This is a genomic window from Bradyrhizobium macuxiense (genome assembly GCF_007993935.1).
GTDB lineage: Bacteria > Pseudomonadota > Alphaproteobacteria > Rhizobiales > Xanthobacteraceae > Bradyrhizobium > Bradyrhizobium macuxiense_A.
The window spans coordinates 458,744-474,575 of sequence record NZ_VITY01000005.1; the positions used below are offsets into that span (position 1 = coordinate 458,744).

Below are 15,832 nucleotides of genomic sequence, written 5' to 3' on the forward strand. Positions count from 1 at the left end.
GTCGCGGGAAGGATCCGAAAGGAGCGTCATGAAGAAAGCCGTCGAACCGTCAGCGGAGCGCCCCTTGCGCGCCGCCGACCGGATCCGCGCCTCCGCCAGCGAGCTGTTCTATCGCGAGGGCATCCGCGCCGTCGGCGTCGACGAGGTGGTCGAGCGCGCCGGCGTCACCAAGCCGAGCCTCTATCGCAGCTTCGCCTCCAAGGACGATCTCGCCGCCGCCTATATGCGCGACTATGACCTCGATTTCTGGGAGAAGTTCGAGAATCCCGGCGGCAAATCCTACAGCGATCCGCGCGAGCACGTGCTGGCCTATATCCGCGTGCTCTCGACGCGCGCGGTGCGCGAGGGTTATCGCGGCTGCGGCCTCAGCAACGCAACGATCGAATATCCGGCGCGCGACAATCCAGCGCGGCAGGTCGCCGAAGCGCACAAGAAGCTGTTCCGCAAGCGCCTGCGCGAGCTCGCAAGCAACATGGGCGCGCGTCACCCCGCCGTGCTCGGCGACGCGCTGCTGCTGCTGATCGAAGGCATCTACAGCACCGGTCAGCAGTCCGAAGACGGGCCGGCGCAATCCGCGCTCACGGTGGCGAAGATGTTGATCGATGCGAGCGTTGCGAAGGGGTGATGCTCGTAGCGAGCGGCAAATGCTCGTAAGCGAGCCGCTTGAGGCAGTTTATTCCGAGTGGCGTTTGAGCTGCTGCTGTTTGTACTCGGCTTGTATCGCCGGGTCGTCGTTGCTTCCGCGAATGGCGTCCGTCTCGCCCCTGCCTCCATCGAGTCCCTTGGCTGCCACGATGTGTTCTTTGAGATCGCTCACCGCCGGGCGGGCGTAGGGTTCGAGGTAATTGTCGAGGATGCCTTGGCCGGGGTCGTCGAGCTCTTTTGTGAGCGCTTGAAGGTAGGCGGTCTTGTCTGTGGCGGCCCAGTCGATGCTGAAGCCGGCGCGTTGAGCGAGGGTGGAGTGAACGACCATGATCGTGCGGCCATTGCCATCCAGAAAGGGATGGCCGTAAGCCAGATAGCCCATGACCTCACCGGGCTTCTCGCGCATGGTCTTGGAATCGTTGCCGAGCTTCAGAGCGTATTCGATTGCGTTCTGGATGGAGTTGGGATGCGCGAACAAGACCCCGCCGCGACTGACGGCGATGTCCGGTGCCGTTTGAAGGCGGTCCTGCCCAGCCCACGGATACATGGCTTCGAAGAGCGTCTTATGCGTGGTCAGTACGTCAGCGTAGGTCAGGGCCTTCTTTTTCTGGAGCGCCGCGAATGCATCGTCTATCCCGGTCGTGAAGGAGGCATGTTCGAGCCTCCTTACAATCGCAGGATCTTTCTCTTGGGCAAGATTGCGTAGGTATCCGCGCGCGTCGAAGTCGCCGAACGGATCAAACGTCACGGCCTGGCTTCACGCAGATAGCGGGCCTGAAGAAGGATCATTTCCTGGCGTGTAATCCGCTCCGCGCGTACCAGGCCAATGAGTAGCCGCTCGATCTCGTCCAGCTCGACCGTATCCCCGGCCAGGCGCGAAATGTGATGGGCCAGGCGGTCGTTTGGACCCTCGGAATAAGACACATGGAATGTCCGGGCGAGGGTCCGGATGTGTTCTGCAGTCGAGGAGGCGGTTACCTTATCCATATCAATAATATAGCACTTTCTGACTGAGATTCCATTAACGAAAGGCGCCTGAAATCAGTGAGTTGAGGAATGCTTCTTGGACGATCGAGCCGCATTGCGATGAGAGATTAACGCCCCGCAAGCGTAGCCCGGATGAGCGTAGCGATATCCGGGGAATGGTCTGTCCCCGCATGTCGCTGCGCTCATGCGGGCTACTTGCGGAGCCGCGTCGGAGGTCCACCTCTCCCTTGGGAGAGGTCGGCGCGCAGCGCCGGGTGAGGGGTTACGCTCTCTCGTGAGACCTGCAGCCCTCACCCGATTTGCTTCGCAAATCGACCTCTCCCCGCCGGGGAGAGGTGAACCGCCCGCCGCGCCGCCGGCCGCTTCAAGCCCAGCGTCGAAACACGAGGCTGGCGTTGACGCCGCCGAATCCAAAGCCGTTCGAGATCGCGTGCTCGATCGGCATCCGCCGCGCAACGTTCGCTACGAGGTCGATACCCCCAGCGGCGGAATCGGCGTTCTCCAGGTTGAGCGTCGGCGGTGCCACCTGATCGCGCAGCGCCAGGATCGTGAAGATCGCCTCGATGCCGCCGGCAGCTCCCAGCAGATGGCCGGTCGCCGATTTGGTCGCGCTGACGGCAATTCCGCCGTCGCGCCCGAACACGCGCTTGATGGCTTCCAGTTCTGAGAGATCGCCGACCGGCGTCGACGTCGAATGCGCGTTGAGATGCTGGATCTCGCTCGCGCGCAAGCCGGCCTGCGCCAGCGCCATCTTCATGGCGCGGCGGGCGCCGTCGCCGTCTTCGGGACCTGCGGTGATGTGATAGGCATCCGCCGTCGTGCCGTAGCCGACGATCTCGGCGATCGGCTGCGCGCCGCGCCGCAGCGCATGTTCGAGCTCCTCGATCACGAGGACACCCGCGCCTTCGCCCATCACAAAACCGTCCCGGTCGCGGTCGAACGGCCGCGACGCACGGGCCGGCTCCTCATTGAACGACGTCGAAAGCGCCCGCGCGGCCGCAAAGCCGCCAAGGCTCACCGGATCGATGCAGGCCTCCGCGCCGCCGCAGATCGCAACATCGGCCTCATTGGACCTGATCAACCGCGCCGCATCGCCGATCGCCTGAACGCTCGCCGCGCACGCGGTCACCGGCGCGCCGATCGCACCCTTGTACCCATAGCGGATGCTGATGTGCCCGGCCGCGAGATTGGCCAGGAAGGCGGGCACGGTGAACGGCGACAGCCGGCGCGTGCCGTTCTTCTCCACCGTGCGCACCGCGTCCGCGATCGCGGGAAACCCGCCGATCCCGGTTGCGATCACCGTGGCGGTGCGCACCTCGGCCCGCGCCTCGGCCGGCATCCAGCCGGCCTGCGCCACCGCCTCCGCCGCCGCCAGCAGCGCGAACAGGATGAACCGGTCCATCTTCTTCTGGTCCTTGCGCGGCGCCGCCAGATCAGGATCGAACCCGCCTTCGGCATCCCCGGCCTTGTCAGGCACCTGGCCTGCGACGCGCGCCGGCAGCGTCATCGCCCAGTCCGGCAATGCCCGGAGCCCCGATTGCCCCGACAGCAACCGCGACCAGACCAGTTCGGTGCCACAGCCCAGCGGGGACACCGTCCCCAGGCCTGTTACGACAATTCGACGCATGGTGCTCCTGTCGTGGTCTTGCCGGCGTGGCTGGACTCGACCCTGCCCGGGGTTTCAATTTATATGATAGTCATCATCTATTATCTCGACCGGCCGCGCGTCAAGGCCAGCGTCAGGCCGTTCGCCGAGGCCGGAAGGCATCTACAGTACCGGCCAGCAGCCGGAAGACGGGCTGGCGCAGTCGGCGCTCAAGGTTGCGGAGCTCCTGTTCGATGCGAGCGTTGCAAAGGGGTGAGGGGGAGCAGAGACGAAGCGCGAGTGAGGTCGCTTGACTTTGCATTGTGATTTCAACGGAATAAGAGCTGGCGCGTGGTACGGCCGGCGCCTCCAGAAGCGAGACGTGATGCTTCGAGGCGAGAGGACGTGAAGTCCCAATCGTCCATATAGGATTTATACTAGGCCGAATTCGGAATCCTTGCGATTCCGTTTTGCATGGGTCCGCCGCCGTGGGGGATCAAAAGGACTTTCCCGCGCAAGCGTTCTCGCCGAGTTCAAGTGCCTACATCCGGAGACCCGTGGTGTCCCGGTGGTAACCCGCGGTTCCTTCGTCCATAATCCCACCGCGAACGGGATAGCGTGCCCATGGCTGAAGCGCATCCAGGCACTAGAGTTGGACGCAGGTTGGCGGCCATAGTCGCGGCTGACGTGGCAGGCTACTCGCGGCTCATGGGACTCGACGAGGTGGGCACCGCCCGCACACTCCGCGAACATCGCAAGGTTACCGACGCCGTCGTGGCGGAACACGGCGGTCGGCTCGTGAAGACCACGGGGGACGGCGTACTGCTTGAGTTTCCCTCTGTGGTCGATGCCGTCGAGTGTGCCGTGGCTGTACAGGCGGTGATGGTCCAACGGAACGACGGTATCCCGCAGGAGACGCGTATGCTGTTTCGGATCGGGATCAACCTCGGCGACATCCTGATCGAAGGCGATGACATTCTCGGCGATGGAGTCAACGTCGCGGCTCGGCTTGAAGGGATCGCTGAGCCAGGTGGAATCTGCATCTCGTCATCCGCTTACGAACAGGTTCGCGGCAAGGTCCCGGTCGATTTCACTGATTTAGGTGAGCAGACCCTCAAGAACATCGCCCGGCCAATCCGTGCCTATGCGGTTGGCCCGGGCGAAAATGCTCGTCTAACCGGCCCGCCGCCATCTTCTGCGCCGCATCTATCCATTGTGGTTCTACCGTTCGTAAACATCGGCGGCGATCCCGAACAAGAGTATTTCGTGGATGGGGTGACGGAGAGCCTGACCACGGACTTATCGCGCATCGGTGGCGCGTTTGTGATTGCGCGCAACACCGCGTTCACATTCAAAGGAAAAGCGATAGACGTGAAGAAGCTCGGACGTGAGCTAAACATCCGCTACGTGCTCGAGGGCTCGGTGCAACGGGGCGGCAATCGTATGCGGGTCAATGTGCAATTGATTGATGCCGAAAGCGGCAATCATGTTTGGGCAGAGCGGTTTGACGAGCAGATTGCTGATCTTTTTGAAATGCAGGACGAAATTGTATCAAGGCTCGCCAATACGTTGAACGCCGAGTTGATCGCCGCTGAGGCGAGACGAGGGGAGCGGGCACCCCGTCCAGACGCGACTGACTTGTGTTTCCAAGCGGCTGCTTGGGTCAACAGGGGCCGAACGCCCGAACACATGGCACGAGCGAGCGGCTTTATCGAGCGGGCATTAGTTCTCGATCCAGGAAACGTTGAGGCGCTGGTCGGTTCGGCAATGATTAATTTTGCGATTGGCGCGAGTTTTTTGACCGACGAGCGGATAGAACATCTCGCCGCAGCTGAGGCGGCCGTATCAGAGGCTCTATCCTTCGCGCCTAACCATCCTCTGGCCCATTTTGTACTGGGCCTTGTGCAAAGTTTTACGAACCGCGCGGCTCAAGGCATCGCCAATTATGAGCGCGCGTTGATACTGGATCGGAATATGGCACAAGCCCACGCTAACATTGGGATTGCCAAGTTTTTTCTCGGTCGCGGCGAGGAAATCGAAGCTGGTGTGGATCAGGCGCTCCGGCTCTCCCCCCGTGATACCCACATGTATATCTGGATAATGTTCGTGGGCGAGGCCAAACTTTGGCAAGGCAATGATACCGAAGCGATAGTTTGGTTGCGCCGGAGCGTTCAAGCGAACCCGAATTACCATCTTGCGCATCTCTATTTGGCGGCTGCGTTGGCGCAAGTCGGTGAACTGGATGAGGCGCGAGTTGCAGCGAAGGCAGGTCTTGCGCTCAATCCGAGTTTCAGTGTCCGCCGTTTTCGTACTAACTCTCCAAGCAACCATCCTGTGTATCTCTTCGGACGCGAGCGCGTCTGTGAGGGGCTGCGGGTGGCCGGGGTGCCGGAAGGATGAGGGCTTAGGAATTGGGACACACATAATCAGACCCAACGAAAGTCAGCCGGCGCCTCGTCGCAGTCTTCGCAGCAGTCGCCTCATGGGCTCACAAGGCTGGTTTCGTTTCGCTTGGACCCGAGAAGAATACGGTGCGCAGGAGCGTCGTGCGATCCACGAAACTTGGATATTGTCCAAGGCCTTTCAGGATCTCATGCGAGCGTGCAGGCCGTTACTGTAACGGATCACCTCATCCCCTCCAACATCTTCCGCGCCTCCCCCCAGCAACGCTCGTATCTCCCTCCGCTCGGCGATCTCATCCTTAGTGAACCGCCCGTGCTTGCGCGCATTCCGGTTGGCCCTCGGAGCGCCGGATCCCTTCGCGCCGCCGTGCATGCGGCAGCGCCTCTTGCCGCGCACCGCCGGCGCGCGGCACGCGCCACTGCTGCGAGTTTTGGCGCCGCAGCGCGGGCTCGCCGGCATCGGACCGGTCGTTCCGGTATGACGCTCATGCCTGCGCGTCCCGCCTTGGCATCGGCGGCATCATGCGCTCGCCTGCCGCGCGCGGCCTTCGGCGCCCGCGCCGCGGATGCCGGTGGCTTTGGTGGATCGGCTGTCGAGGCGAAGACGACGCGACTATTTGTGCTCGCCCAGAGCGAAGTCGTCACGCCGAATATCGTGGCGCGACGACTTCGCCATGGTGGATCCGGATGGAGGGCAATATCCGGTACGCTGATGTTTGATCGGTGACCGCGTCAAAGCAAACGAACTCGCGCGTTAAGCTTGATGCTGCGCAATCGGGTTAAATCGGGAACTCGGGCCGCCGACCTATCCATTTTAGTTCAGGCTAACTCCGCTGCGTGATTGATCCCGGTCGGAGTGCTTGATCCATTGCGTCAATTGTTGAGCGGCAATGACGAAATTTTGACGGGCGGTTAACCGACCTCGCCGACACTTCGAGAGCCAGACCGGAGACGTGGAAGTGTCCTTCCAACTGACCGTCTTGAAAGTGCTGGCCGGCCAGTCCGCCGGGCGTGCCTCTGTTGCCGAAATCCGGCACGCCGTCGAAATCCTGATGAACAGCGGCAAGGACTGGACCGATCGCATGAAGCGCTTGGCTCAGCATGCACCGGATCTGAATATCTTCTCGGCCAGATACGTTCTCTGCAATCATCAAGGCTGGGAAATCACCGATGAGGGACGGCAATTCCTCGCCGCGCTCGACGCGGCGGTCGCCAATCGGATAGAGCCACCGCATCGATCAGTCGCCGATCTGCAATCCAGCAAGCCCGCAGCAAAGCCAGTGGCGGAGGTCGCAAGATCGCTTGATCCTCCCCAACGACGTCGTGACAGGCCGCGACGCCGGCGGGGGAAGGATCGATCCAATCGGCGCAGGGCCTGAATTGGTTTGTCGGGCTTGGCGCGCGGCGCCGCATCAGGCCTTCGTTAGTGGAAACGCAATCTTTCTGACGGAGCATCGATCAGATTTGCATCATCTATTGATTGGCCACGGAATGGTTATCCTTCCCGACAGACGAAAGTCTGCGCGCAATCCGTCTTTGGATGATGCCCTGATCAGGTTTGACGACCTGTCGCTGTGCTGTACCGTGCGGGACATCACGGAGGATGGCGCCGCTGTGTGGGCAGACCAGCATTCCGAGTTGCCCGATCAGTTCACCCTCATCATTCCGCCGAGCAAGACCTGGTTGTGCCATGTGGTCTGGCGCAAAGGCGGATGGGTCGGCGTCAAGTTCCGCACTGAGTGAAACGCCTGCTCACGTCACGCTGAACGCGACGCCCACGGCCGTATGTCGTGGGCATGCGCAGGATCTGGCAATCGACGCGCGCTGACTGCACCGGGAAGGTACGGGACATGATCCCGCCGCGGCAACAGGCCCATGCTCGTCGTGGCCGTGCCGCGCCGGCGTCGTAGCCGGCTGTTCGATAGGGATTGCTCGCTCAGCCCTGAGGGAAGTGTGTCGCCCTCGCAACGTTGCAATTGTTCCGCTGGGGGCCGGGCGTGTTTGCTCTTCACCGGACCGCCGATTCATTCTCTAATGATAACGGACCTTCGGCGGCGATTGTATTTCGAAAATGTTCATTTGAGAACAGGTCCAGGAGGTCGCTGTCAGCGCCAGCGACCTCTTCGTTTTGCTTCATTTCGTTTTGCTTCACTTCGTTTTGCTTCATTGAATTTGCGGAGGGATCCTCCAATGCCGATACAGATGTGGGCCATTGCAGCTTCGATCGGCTGGACAGCCGTTGTGGGGACGATGCTGCTCTACATGATTTTTGGACCCAGCTAGGTCGATGTCGCGATAGTCACCACCAGGTGGACGACGCGGTCATGGTCTAAATCTCATTCCCTTCAGCAACTGCCGCGCTTCCCCCAACAACGCTCGAACCTGCTTCCGCTCGGCGATCGCATCCCCAGTGAACAGCCCGTGCTTGCGCGCGTTCCGGTTTGCTCTCGGCGCGCCGGATCCCTTTGCGCCGCCGTGCATGCGGCAGCGCCTCTTGCCGCGCACCGCCGGCGCACGGCACGCGCCGCCGGCGCGCGTCTTGGCGCCGCAGCGCGGGCTCGCCAGCATCGGGCCGGTCGTGCTGATTTGACCACTCATGCCGGTGCGCCCTGCCTGGCATCGGCGGCATCGTGCGCTCGCCTGGCGCACGCGGCCTTCGGCGCCCGCGTCGCGGAGGCCGCGGTCTTGTCGGAGACGATCACGCTCGCATGCTGGGTGACGTTGCCGACGATGGCGTTGCCGCCGTCCTCCACCTTCACGTTCTGCACGGTGACGGCGGGCTCGCCATGGCTGCGGTAGCGGTTCAGCGCCTCGATCTGGGCGGGAAAGGTGCGGGCGAGCCGGCCGAGGGCGCGCGCCGCGCTGTCGTGCTGGGCGAGGTCGTCGGCATGCGCGAGGTGCTGGGCACAGCGCATCGCCATCACATGAACCGAAACCATCTGCGCCACCAGCATGGCCTCGACGGCATCGCGCGGGCGAATGCTCTGCACCATCGAGATCATGAAAGCGAGGTTGACCTCGCTGGGCTTGCCGCCGCTGACGCTGGCCCTGACCAATTGCCTGACGATGCCGTCCATCGCGTCGCGATCAGCGACCCCGAGCGCGTTCGCCATCAGCTGCTCGCCGAGCCTCGGGTCAGGGTGGTCGATCGCATATCCGCGCCGCGAGAGTTTGATCCGGGGGAGCATGGCTGCTTGCGGCCCGCCGGGTGCGGTGGCCATCGTCGGCACGGTGAGGTCGGGGGCAGTGGTCATGTTGATGTTCCCTGGAATGCGCGGCGCGCGCAGGCGATCGCTCGCTGCGGGCGGCGGTAGCGATGTCGATGTGGGTTAAGGATGTTCGACCGCGATCGCAGCCGGTGAGCCCGCTGTTGCGGGAGAGGGGACGCCTGTAGGGGGCGTTTGCACGATTTCGGAATATTGGAAATATGCCCCTGATTTGCCCGACGTGTCAAGCCGCCGTATCAGGCGCCGGCAGTGCGCCTGCTGCTTTGCATGGGGTTGTTTTCGCGTTTTTGGCGGCGCGCATCTTTTGCGGCGAGTTCCGCCACCGTCGTCAGAGGCCGGCGAGACACGATGCGACATCTGCGGTCGCGGATGCCCTGCGCGTGGCCGCCTGCGCGTCCCGCAACCCTCAATCCGAAGACATCGGGACGCGGATCGCTATACTGGCGACATCTTTGCGACAGGGCTGAAGACCCGCATCTGAGGACGCTGCTGAATGAGCGAGACCATTGGCTACCCCGATCCGGGCCTCGACCTGTCCGATGGTTTCAAGCCGCACACCTCGCATTGGGGCGTGTTCTCGGCGCGGCTCGGCAAGGCCGGTCTCGAAGTGCGGCCCTATGGCGGCGATCCCGATCCGAACGGCATCATCAACAACTTTCCCGGCGCGCTGCGCCACCAGGCGCGCATCGGCCAGCCCGCGATCCGCCGCGGCTGGCTCGAGCGCGGCCCCGGGCCCGACGAGCGCCGCGGCCGCGACGAGTTCGTCTCGGTGAGCTGGGAGCAGGCGCTCGATCTGCTCGGCGGCGAGCTGTCGCGCATTCGCGACACGATCGGCCCCGGCGCGGTGTTCGGCGGCTCCTATGGCTGGTCGAGCGCGGGCCGCTTCCATCACGCGCAGAGCCAGGTGCATCGCTTCCTCAACATCGCACTCGGCGGCTATGTCCGCTCGGTGAACACCTATTCCTCCGGCGCGTCCTCGGTGCTGCTGCCGCAGATCCTCACCGGCTATGAGGACATCACCAAGCGCAACGTCACCTGGGAGCAGATATCAGCCGAAACCGACATCGTGCTGGCGTTCGGCGGCATGGCGCTGAAGAACTCGATGGTCGCCGGCGGCTCGATCAGCAAGCATGTCGAGCGCGGTGCGATGCAGGCGGCGCAGCGCCGCGGCTGCGAGTTCATCCTGGTCAGCCCGCTGCGCGACGATCTCCCCGTCGAGGCCGGCGCCGAGTGGCTGACGGCGACGCCCGGCACCGACACCGCGCTGATGCTCGGCATCGTCCACACCCTGGTCAGCGAAGGCCTGCACGATCAGGCCTTCCTCGATCGCTACACCGAGGGCTGGCCGGTGTTCTTGCGCTATCTCACCGGCGAGGCCGATGGCGTGCCGAAGAGCGCCGAATGGGCCGCCGCGATCTGCGGCATCGATGCCGGGACCATCAAGGCGCTGGCGCGGCGGCTCGCCGGGCGGCGTGCATTGATCACCGTGTCGCATTCGTTGCAGCGCGCCGAGCACGGCGAGCAGCCGGTGTGGATGGGCATGGTGCTGGCGGCGGCGCTCGGCCAGATCGGCCTGCCCGGCGGCGGCTACGCCTATTCGCTCGGCGCGATCGGTTATTACGGGCGGCGTGTCAACGCGGTGCCCGGACCGACGCTCGGCCAGGGCCGCAACGGCGTCGCCGACTTCATTCCGGTGGCGCGTATCGCCGACATGCTGCTCAATCCCGGCACCACCTATCGCTACAATGGCGAGACGCGGACCTATCCGGATATCCGCCTGGTCTATTGGGCGGGCGGCAATCCGTTCCACCATCACCAGGACCTCAACCGCCTGCGCAAGGCGTTTGCGCGGCTCGACACGCTGGTCGTGCACGAGCTCGCCTGGACCGCGACCGCGCGCCACGCCGACATCGTGCTGCCCGCGACCATGACGCTCGAGCGCGAGGACATCGGCTATTCCAGCAACGATCCCTTGATGGTCGCGATGCACCGGATCGCCGAGCCGTTCGGCCTCGCCCGCGACGACTACGAGATCTTCGCCGACCTCGCCGAGCGGCTAGGGGCCCGCGAGCCCTTCACCGAAGGCCGCACGTCGCGCGAGTGGCTGGAACATCTCTACGAGCCGACCCGCAAGGCGCTCGCCGCGCGCGGGCTCGAATCGCCCAGTTTCGACGAGTTCTGGGCGCGCGGCAGCCTGGTGGTGCCGCAGCATCTCGACGACGGCGGCTCGCTGCGCCGCTTCCGCGAGGACCCGGTCGCGCGGCCGCTGCCGACGCCGAGCGGCCGCATCGAGATATTCTCGCAGAAGATCGCGGATCACGGCGATGCCGATTGTCCGGGCCATCCGGTCTGGCTCGAGAAGACCGATACGCCGACGCCGGGCGCGCCGTGCTTCCTCGTCGCCAACCAGCCGGTGACGCGCCTGCACAGCCAGCTCGATTTCGGCGGCCATTCGGTTGAGGCCAAGCATCGCGGCCGCGAGGTCGCGCGCATGAACCCGCGCGATGCTGCGGCGCGCGGCATCGCCGACGGCGACATCATCCGCATCTTCAATGCGCGCGGCGCCTGCCTTGCCGCGGTGCGCGTCACCGACGGCATCGCGCCCGGCGTGGTTCAGCTGCCGACCGGCGCCTGGTACGACCCGATGGACCCGGAGGAGGAAGCTACGCTCTGTGTTCACGGCAATCCGAACGTGCTGACGCGCGACATCGGCACGTCATCCTTCGCGCAGGGCTGCACCGGCCAGCTGACGACCGTCGAGGTCGAGCGCTTCAACGGCAATCTGCCGCCGATCCGCGCGTTCGATCCGGCGTAATTTTACGAGCGATCACGAACAAATCATCTGATGGCGCTGGATGGCGCCCGGCCGTTCGGCTACGGCATCGCGAGATCGCCCCTGATTGTCGGATAGTCTGAGATGCACCTGAAAACCCTGTCTTATCTTGCCATCGCCGCGACCGTCGCGTTCGGTGCCTCGAATGCATTGGCGCAATCGGCCGCCGAGCCGGCCTATGGGCCGGAGTTGCAGGGTTTCGAATATCCCTATCCGGTGCAGCATTATCGCTTCAGCTCGCAGGGGCAGGAGCTCGACATGGCCTATCTCGACGTCAAGCCGGCGACGCCGAACGGCCAGACCGCGGTGCTGCTGCACGGCAAGAATTTCTGTGCTGCGACCTGGGACGGCACCATCAAGGCGCTCAGCGGCGCCGGCTATCGCGTGATCGCGCTGGACCAGATCGGCTTCTGCAAATCCAGTAAGCCGGACCGCTACCAGTTCACCTTCCAGCAGCTCGCCGGCAACAGCCGCGCGCTGCTCGCCTCGCTCGGGATCGAGCACTCGATCATGGTCGGCCATTCGACCGGCGGCATGCTGGCGATGCGCTATGCGCTGATGTACCCGGACGCCACCGACCGCCTGGTGCTGGTCGATCCGATCGGGCTCGAGGACTGGAAGGCCAAGGGCGTGCCGTGGCTCAGCCTCGACAACTGGATGCAGCGCGAGACCCGCGTCACCGCCGACAGCATCCGCGCCTATGAGCGCGCCACTTATTACGCCGACACCTGGGATCCGTCCTACGAGACCTGGGTGCAGATGCTGGCCGGCATGTATCGCGGCGAGGGCCGCGCCGCCGTGGCGTCGAGCTCGGCGCGGCTCTACGACATGATCGCGACCCAGCCGGTGTTCTACGAGTTCGAGCAGATCAAGCCGCCGACGCTGCTGTTCGTCGGCGACAAGGACACCACCGCGATCGCCAAGGACACCGCGCCGCCCGAAATTCGCAAGACGCTCGGCAATTATCCGGTGCTGGGCAAGGAGGCCGCCAGGCGGATCCCGCATATCCAGCTGATCGAATTCCCCGACCTCGGCCATTCGCCGCAGATCCAGGCGCCGGCGCGCTTCCACGAGGCGCTGCTCGGCTGGCTGCAGCATCCGGAGACCGGCGCGACGCTGGTCAAATAGAGACCTCGACCCGCCGCGCGAAGCACCGGCCCTGCAGAGAATGTCTAGGCCTGCTCAGCGTTCTTCTTGGTGCGCTCCCGCGCGCTGGCGTGCAGCGGTGACGATCGCCGGACGCCGGGGCCCGGATGCACATGGACGTGCTTGGCGCTCAGCGGCTCGCCGCATTCCGAGCAGACCATCACGGGATCGAACATCTTCCCGCAGCTCTTGTGCTCGTGCAGCAACGGCCGGCCGCGTGCGTCGACCATGTGGATGTTGCCCCAGTGCACGATCGACATGATGATCGGATAGAGATCGAGCCCCTTCTGCGTCAGGATGTATTCGTAGCGCTTCGGCGCCTCCTGATATGGAATCTTGCGCAGCACGCCGAAGCGCACCAGCTTCTTCAGCCGGTCGGCGAGCAGATGCCGGGTGATGCCAAGCGATGCCTGGAAGTCATCGAACCTGCGGATGCGCAGGAAACATTCGCGCAGGATCAACAGGCTCCAGCGATCGCCGATCACGGCCACGGTGCGGGCCAGCGAGCACGGCTCCTCCTCGAGGGCATCCCATTTCATCAGCGTCTCCTGCGGGCTGCGACGATATCGCAAATCAAATTCTAAAACAGAACTAACGTCATTTCAATAGGATGCCTCCGTTGCAGCCGTCATCCGTGCATTGGATGACAAATATCATATTGACAGTTCCAAAATAGAACTTATGGTCCGGACCACGATCAACCGGCAGCGACAGGCGATTGCTGCCACTCGAAGGGAAGGGCGTTCCATGGCTGCTCCGCTCAAGGTCGAATTCCACTTCGATTTCGGAAGCCCCAACGCCTATCTCGCAGAGCTCGCGCTGCCGGGGATCGAGAAGCGCACCGGCGTGAAGTTCGACTACGTCCCGGTTCTGCTCGGCGGCGTCTACAAGGCCACCGGCAACATGTCGCCCGGCGAGTCGCTGCGCGGCATCAAGAACAAGCCCGAATACAACGCGCTCGAGACCGAGCGCTTCCTGCGCCGCCACAACATCACGACCTTCAAGTCGAACCCGTTCTTTCCGGTCAACACGCTGATGCTGATGCGCGGCGTCGTCGCCGCCGATTTCGAGGGGCTGTTCGAGCCGTATTTCCGCGCCGCCTATCACCACATGTGGTCCGAGCCCAAGAAGATGGATGATCCGCAGGTGTTCCGCGAGGCGTTCCTGTCCTCCGGCCTCGATATCGATCGCATCATCGCCCGCGCCCAGCAGGACGAGGTGAAGAAGAAGCTGATCGACAATACCAGCAATGCCGTGGCGCGCGGCTCGTTCGGCTCGCCGACCTTCTTCGTCGGCGACGAGATCTTCTTCGGCAAGGACCGACTGCGCGAAGTCGAGGACGAGATTGTCGCACAGCTGGCTGCCGGGCAGCGCAAGACTGCCTGAGCCAAAGATTCCTCAAGCCAACACATCAAGCCCGAAGGGCTGCGACAGGGAGGTTTCAGTGCAGGCGTTGACCCAGTTTGCCGAAGGAAGTGTGGAAGGCTTGCCCAACCGTATCCACGAGGTGATCAATCACCACGTCGTGGCGACGCCAAATCATCCGGCGCTGATCGACGACACGATGCGGCTGACCTATCGCGAGCTCGATCAGGCGGTCGATCGCGTTGCAGGCGCGTTGCAGGCGCTCGGCATCCGCGCCGGCGACCGCATGATGATCGTGAGCGAGAATTCGATTCCGCTGGCCTGCCTGCTGCTGGCGGCAAGCCGCCTCGATGTCTGGTCAATCGTGGTCAATCCGCGGCTGTCGCCGCGCGAGCTGGATCAGATCAGAGATCACAGCGGCGCTCGCCGCGTGTTGTTGACGGCCGAGGTGTCGCAAGAGGCGGCCGCGCACGCAGCGCGTTACGAAGCCACCATTCAGGATGTCGGCCCGCTCCGCGGCGTCGCCGTCACCAGCTTGAATCTGGCGACCATGGCCGAGCCGGTCGAAGCCGACGGCGCCGACCAGGTCGCAGTCCTGATCTACACGTCCGGCACCACCGGCACGCCAAAGGGCGTGATGCTGACCCATCGCAATCTGTTGTTCAGCGCCCGAGCCACCGCAAGCTTCCGCAAGATGGCGGCCGACGATGTGCAGTATTGCGTGCTGCCGATCTCGCATATCGTCGGCATCTCGCTGCTGACGATGACCTTGATGGTCGGCGCCACCGTGCGCCTCGTCGCAAAATACGATCCGGCCGCGCTGGTCAAGGCGATGGCCGAGGAGGGCATCACGATCCTGAACGGCGTGCCCGCCACCTACCAGCGCTTGCTTGAATACCGCCGCAATGCCGGCTTGCCGAAGCTCGGTCGCGGCCGGTTGCGCGTGATCTCGGTGGCCGGCGCGCCGCTCGACCTCGATCTCAAGAACCGGGTCGAGCAGGAGCTTGGCCTGCCGTTGCTCAACGGCTACGGCATCACCGAATGCTCGCCGGGCATCTCGGGTGTCCGGCCCGACAATCCGCGGGCCGATCACGCGGTCGGCGCCGTCATGGCTGGCATCGAAGCCAGGCTGGTCGGCCGTGATCTCAAGCCGGTTGCCGCAGGCGAGGTCGGCGAGCTCCATGTCCGCGGCCCGAACGTGATGCGCGGTTACTACCGCGCGCCCGATCTGACCGCCAAGGCGATCGATCCCGACGGCTGGTTTAACACCGGCGATCTGGCCCGCTTCGAGAACGATGTCCTCTACATCGTCGGCCGCACCAAGGAGATGATCATCCGTTCCGGGTTCAACGTCTATCCGGCCGAGATCGAGGCGGTGCTGAGCACGCATGACGCAGTTGTGCAGTGCGCTGTGGTCGGCCGGCCGGTCGAGGGCAATGAGGAAGTCGTGGCCTTCGTGCAGCTGATCAAGGGCTCGACTGCCACCGTGCAGGACCTGATGGCCCATGTTGCTCCGCAACTCACCTCGTACAAGCGCCCGACGGAGATTATCCTGATGGACGCGCTGCCCGCCACATCGACGGGCAAGCTGTTGAAGCACAAGCTGGCGGAGTCGCTGCGCAGCTGAGGCTGAGCCGTCAGA

16 protein-coding genes are annotated in these 15,832 nt (G+C 63.9%); 8 read left to right on the forward strand and 8 right to left on the reverse strand.

From position 1 onward, the window contains the following. Positions 1–28: 28 nt before the first annotated feature. Positions 29–625: a TetR/AcrR family transcriptional regulator gene (locus FBZ93_RS16600; protein ID WP_146986965.1), complete on the forward strand. Its 597-nt coding sequence runs from the start codon at positions 29–31 to the stop codon at positions 623–625. A 48-nt stretch (positions 626–673) separates the two neighbouring features. Here the strand turns inward: FBZ93_RS16600 and FBZ93_RS16605 are convergent, their stop codons facing one another. The 3 genes from FBZ93_RS16605 to fabF form a co-directional block, all read right to left on the reverse strand. Then, positions 674–1,393 carry a Fic/DOC family protein gene (locus FBZ93_RS16605; protein ID WP_146986966.1) on the reverse strand — a complete coding sequence of 240 codons (720 nt, stop codon included), beginning with the start codon at positions 1,391–1,393 and terminating at the stop codon, positions 674–676. Then, the gene (locus FBZ93_RS16610) at positions 1,390–1,569 is read right to left on the reverse strand and encodes a hypothetical protein (RefSeq protein ID WP_146986967.1); all 180 of its coding nucleotides are present in this window, start codon (positions 1,567–1,569) and stop codon (positions 1,390–1,392) included. Before FBZ93_RS16610 ends, FBZ93_RS16605 begins: the two co-directional genes overlap by 4 nt. Before the next feature lie 427 nt (positions 1,570–1,996). Then, on the reverse strand, positions 1,997–3,259 hold the full coding sequence (gene fabF / locus FBZ93_RS16615; protein ID WP_146986968.1) for a beta-ketoacyl-ACP synthase II: 1,263 nt from the start codon (positions 3,257–3,259) through the stop codon (positions 1,997–1,999). A 582-nt stretch (positions 3,260–3,841) separates the two neighbouring features. Here fabF and FBZ93_RS16620 point away from each other — a divergent pair. Further along, positions 3,842–5,617 carry an adenylate/guanylate cyclase domain-containing protein gene (locus FBZ93_RS16620; RefSeq protein WP_146986969.1) on the forward strand — a complete coding sequence of 592 codons (1,776 nt, stop codon included), beginning with the start codon at positions 3,842–3,844 and terminating at the stop codon, positions 5,615–5,617. Between the two features lie 183 nt (positions 5,618–5,800). Here FBZ93_RS16620 and FBZ93_RS41750 read toward each other — a convergent pair whose 3' ends face one another. Continuing rightward, positions 5,801–6,079, reverse strand: a complete 279-nt coding sequence (locus FBZ93_RS41750) for an HGGxSTG domain-containing protein (protein WP_283810822.1) — start codon at positions 6,077–6,079, stop codon at positions 5,801–5,803. A gap of 499 nt (positions 6,080–6,578) precedes the next feature. Between FBZ93_RS41750 and FBZ93_RS16630 the strand changes: the two genes are divergently transcribed. Next, positions 6,579–6,998: a hypothetical protein gene (locus FBZ93_RS16630; RefSeq protein ID WP_146986970.1), complete on the forward strand. Its 420-nt coding sequence runs from the start codon at positions 6,579–6,581 to the stop codon at positions 6,996–6,998. 112 nt (positions 6,999–7,110) lie between these two features. Further along, positions 7,111–7,362, forward strand: a complete 252-nt coding sequence (locus FBZ93_RS16635) for a PilZ domain-containing protein (RefSeq protein WP_146986971.1) — start codon at positions 7,111–7,113, stop codon at positions 7,360–7,362. A gap of 265 nt (positions 7,363–7,627) precedes the next feature. Here FBZ93_RS16635 and FBZ93_RS40630 read toward each other — a convergent pair whose 3' ends face one another. The 3 genes from FBZ93_RS40630 to FBZ93_RS16645 form a co-directional block, all read right to left on the reverse strand. Next, a complete protein-coding gene (locus tag FBZ93_RS40630; protein ID WP_167529064.1) occupies positions 7,628–7,786 on the reverse strand; it encodes a hypothetical protein in 159 nt (52 codons plus the stop codon). A 155-nt stretch (positions 7,787–7,941) separates the two neighbouring features. Beyond that, the gene (locus FBZ93_RS41755) at positions 7,942–8,217 is read right to left on the reverse strand and encodes an HGGxSTG domain-containing protein (RefSeq protein WP_146986972.1); all 276 of its coding nucleotides are present in this window, start codon (positions 8,215–8,217) and stop codon (positions 7,942–7,944) included. Next, positions 8,214–8,873, reverse strand: a complete 660-nt coding sequence (locus FBZ93_RS16645; RefSeq protein WP_146986973.1) for a hypothetical protein — start codon at positions 8,871–8,873, stop codon at positions 8,214–8,216. Before FBZ93_RS16645 ends, FBZ93_RS41755 begins: the two co-directional genes overlap by 4 nt. Before the next feature lie 466 nt (positions 8,874–9,339). On the opposite strand from FBZ93_RS16645, the gene FBZ93_RS16650 reads away from it, so the two are divergent. Both FBZ93_RS16650 and FBZ93_RS16655 read left to right on the forward strand, forming a co-directional pair. After that, positions 9,340–11,661: a molybdopterin guanine dinucleotide-containing S/N-oxide reductase gene (locus tag FBZ93_RS16650; protein ID WP_146986974.1), complete on the forward strand. Its 2,322-nt coding sequence runs from the start codon at positions 9,340–9,342 to the stop codon at positions 11,659–11,661. Between the two features lie 102 nt (positions 11,662–11,763). Next, positions 11,764–12,807, forward strand: coding sequence for an alpha/beta fold hydrolase (locus FBZ93_RS16655; RefSeq protein ID WP_146986975.1), 1,044 nt, complete (start codon positions 11,764–11,766; stop codon positions 12,805–12,807). Positions 12,808–12,851: 44 nt separating this feature from the next. Here FBZ93_RS16655 and FBZ93_RS16660 read toward each other — a convergent pair whose 3' ends face one another. Next, entirely contained in the window at positions 12,852–13,364 is a 513-nt protein-coding gene (locus FBZ93_RS16660; protein ID WP_146986976.1) for a winged helix-turn-helix transcriptional regulator, read from the reverse strand. Positions 13,365–13,572: 208 nt separating this feature from the next. On the opposite strand from FBZ93_RS16660, the gene FBZ93_RS16665 reads away from it, so the two are divergent. Then, complete coding sequence (locus FBZ93_RS16665; protein WP_024583888.1) at positions 13,573–14,211, forward strand: 2-hydroxychromene-2-carboxylate isomerase; 639 nt, start codon at positions 13,573–13,575, stop codon at positions 14,209–14,211. A gap of 58 nt (positions 14,212–14,269) precedes the next feature. After that, positions 14,270–15,817 (forward strand): class I adenylate-forming enzyme family protein, encoded by a 1,548-nt coding sequence (locus FBZ93_RS16670; protein ID WP_246667510.1) that lies wholly within the window; start codon positions 14,270–14,272, stop codon positions 15,815–15,817. Positions 15,818–15,832 lie beyond the last annotated feature (15 nt).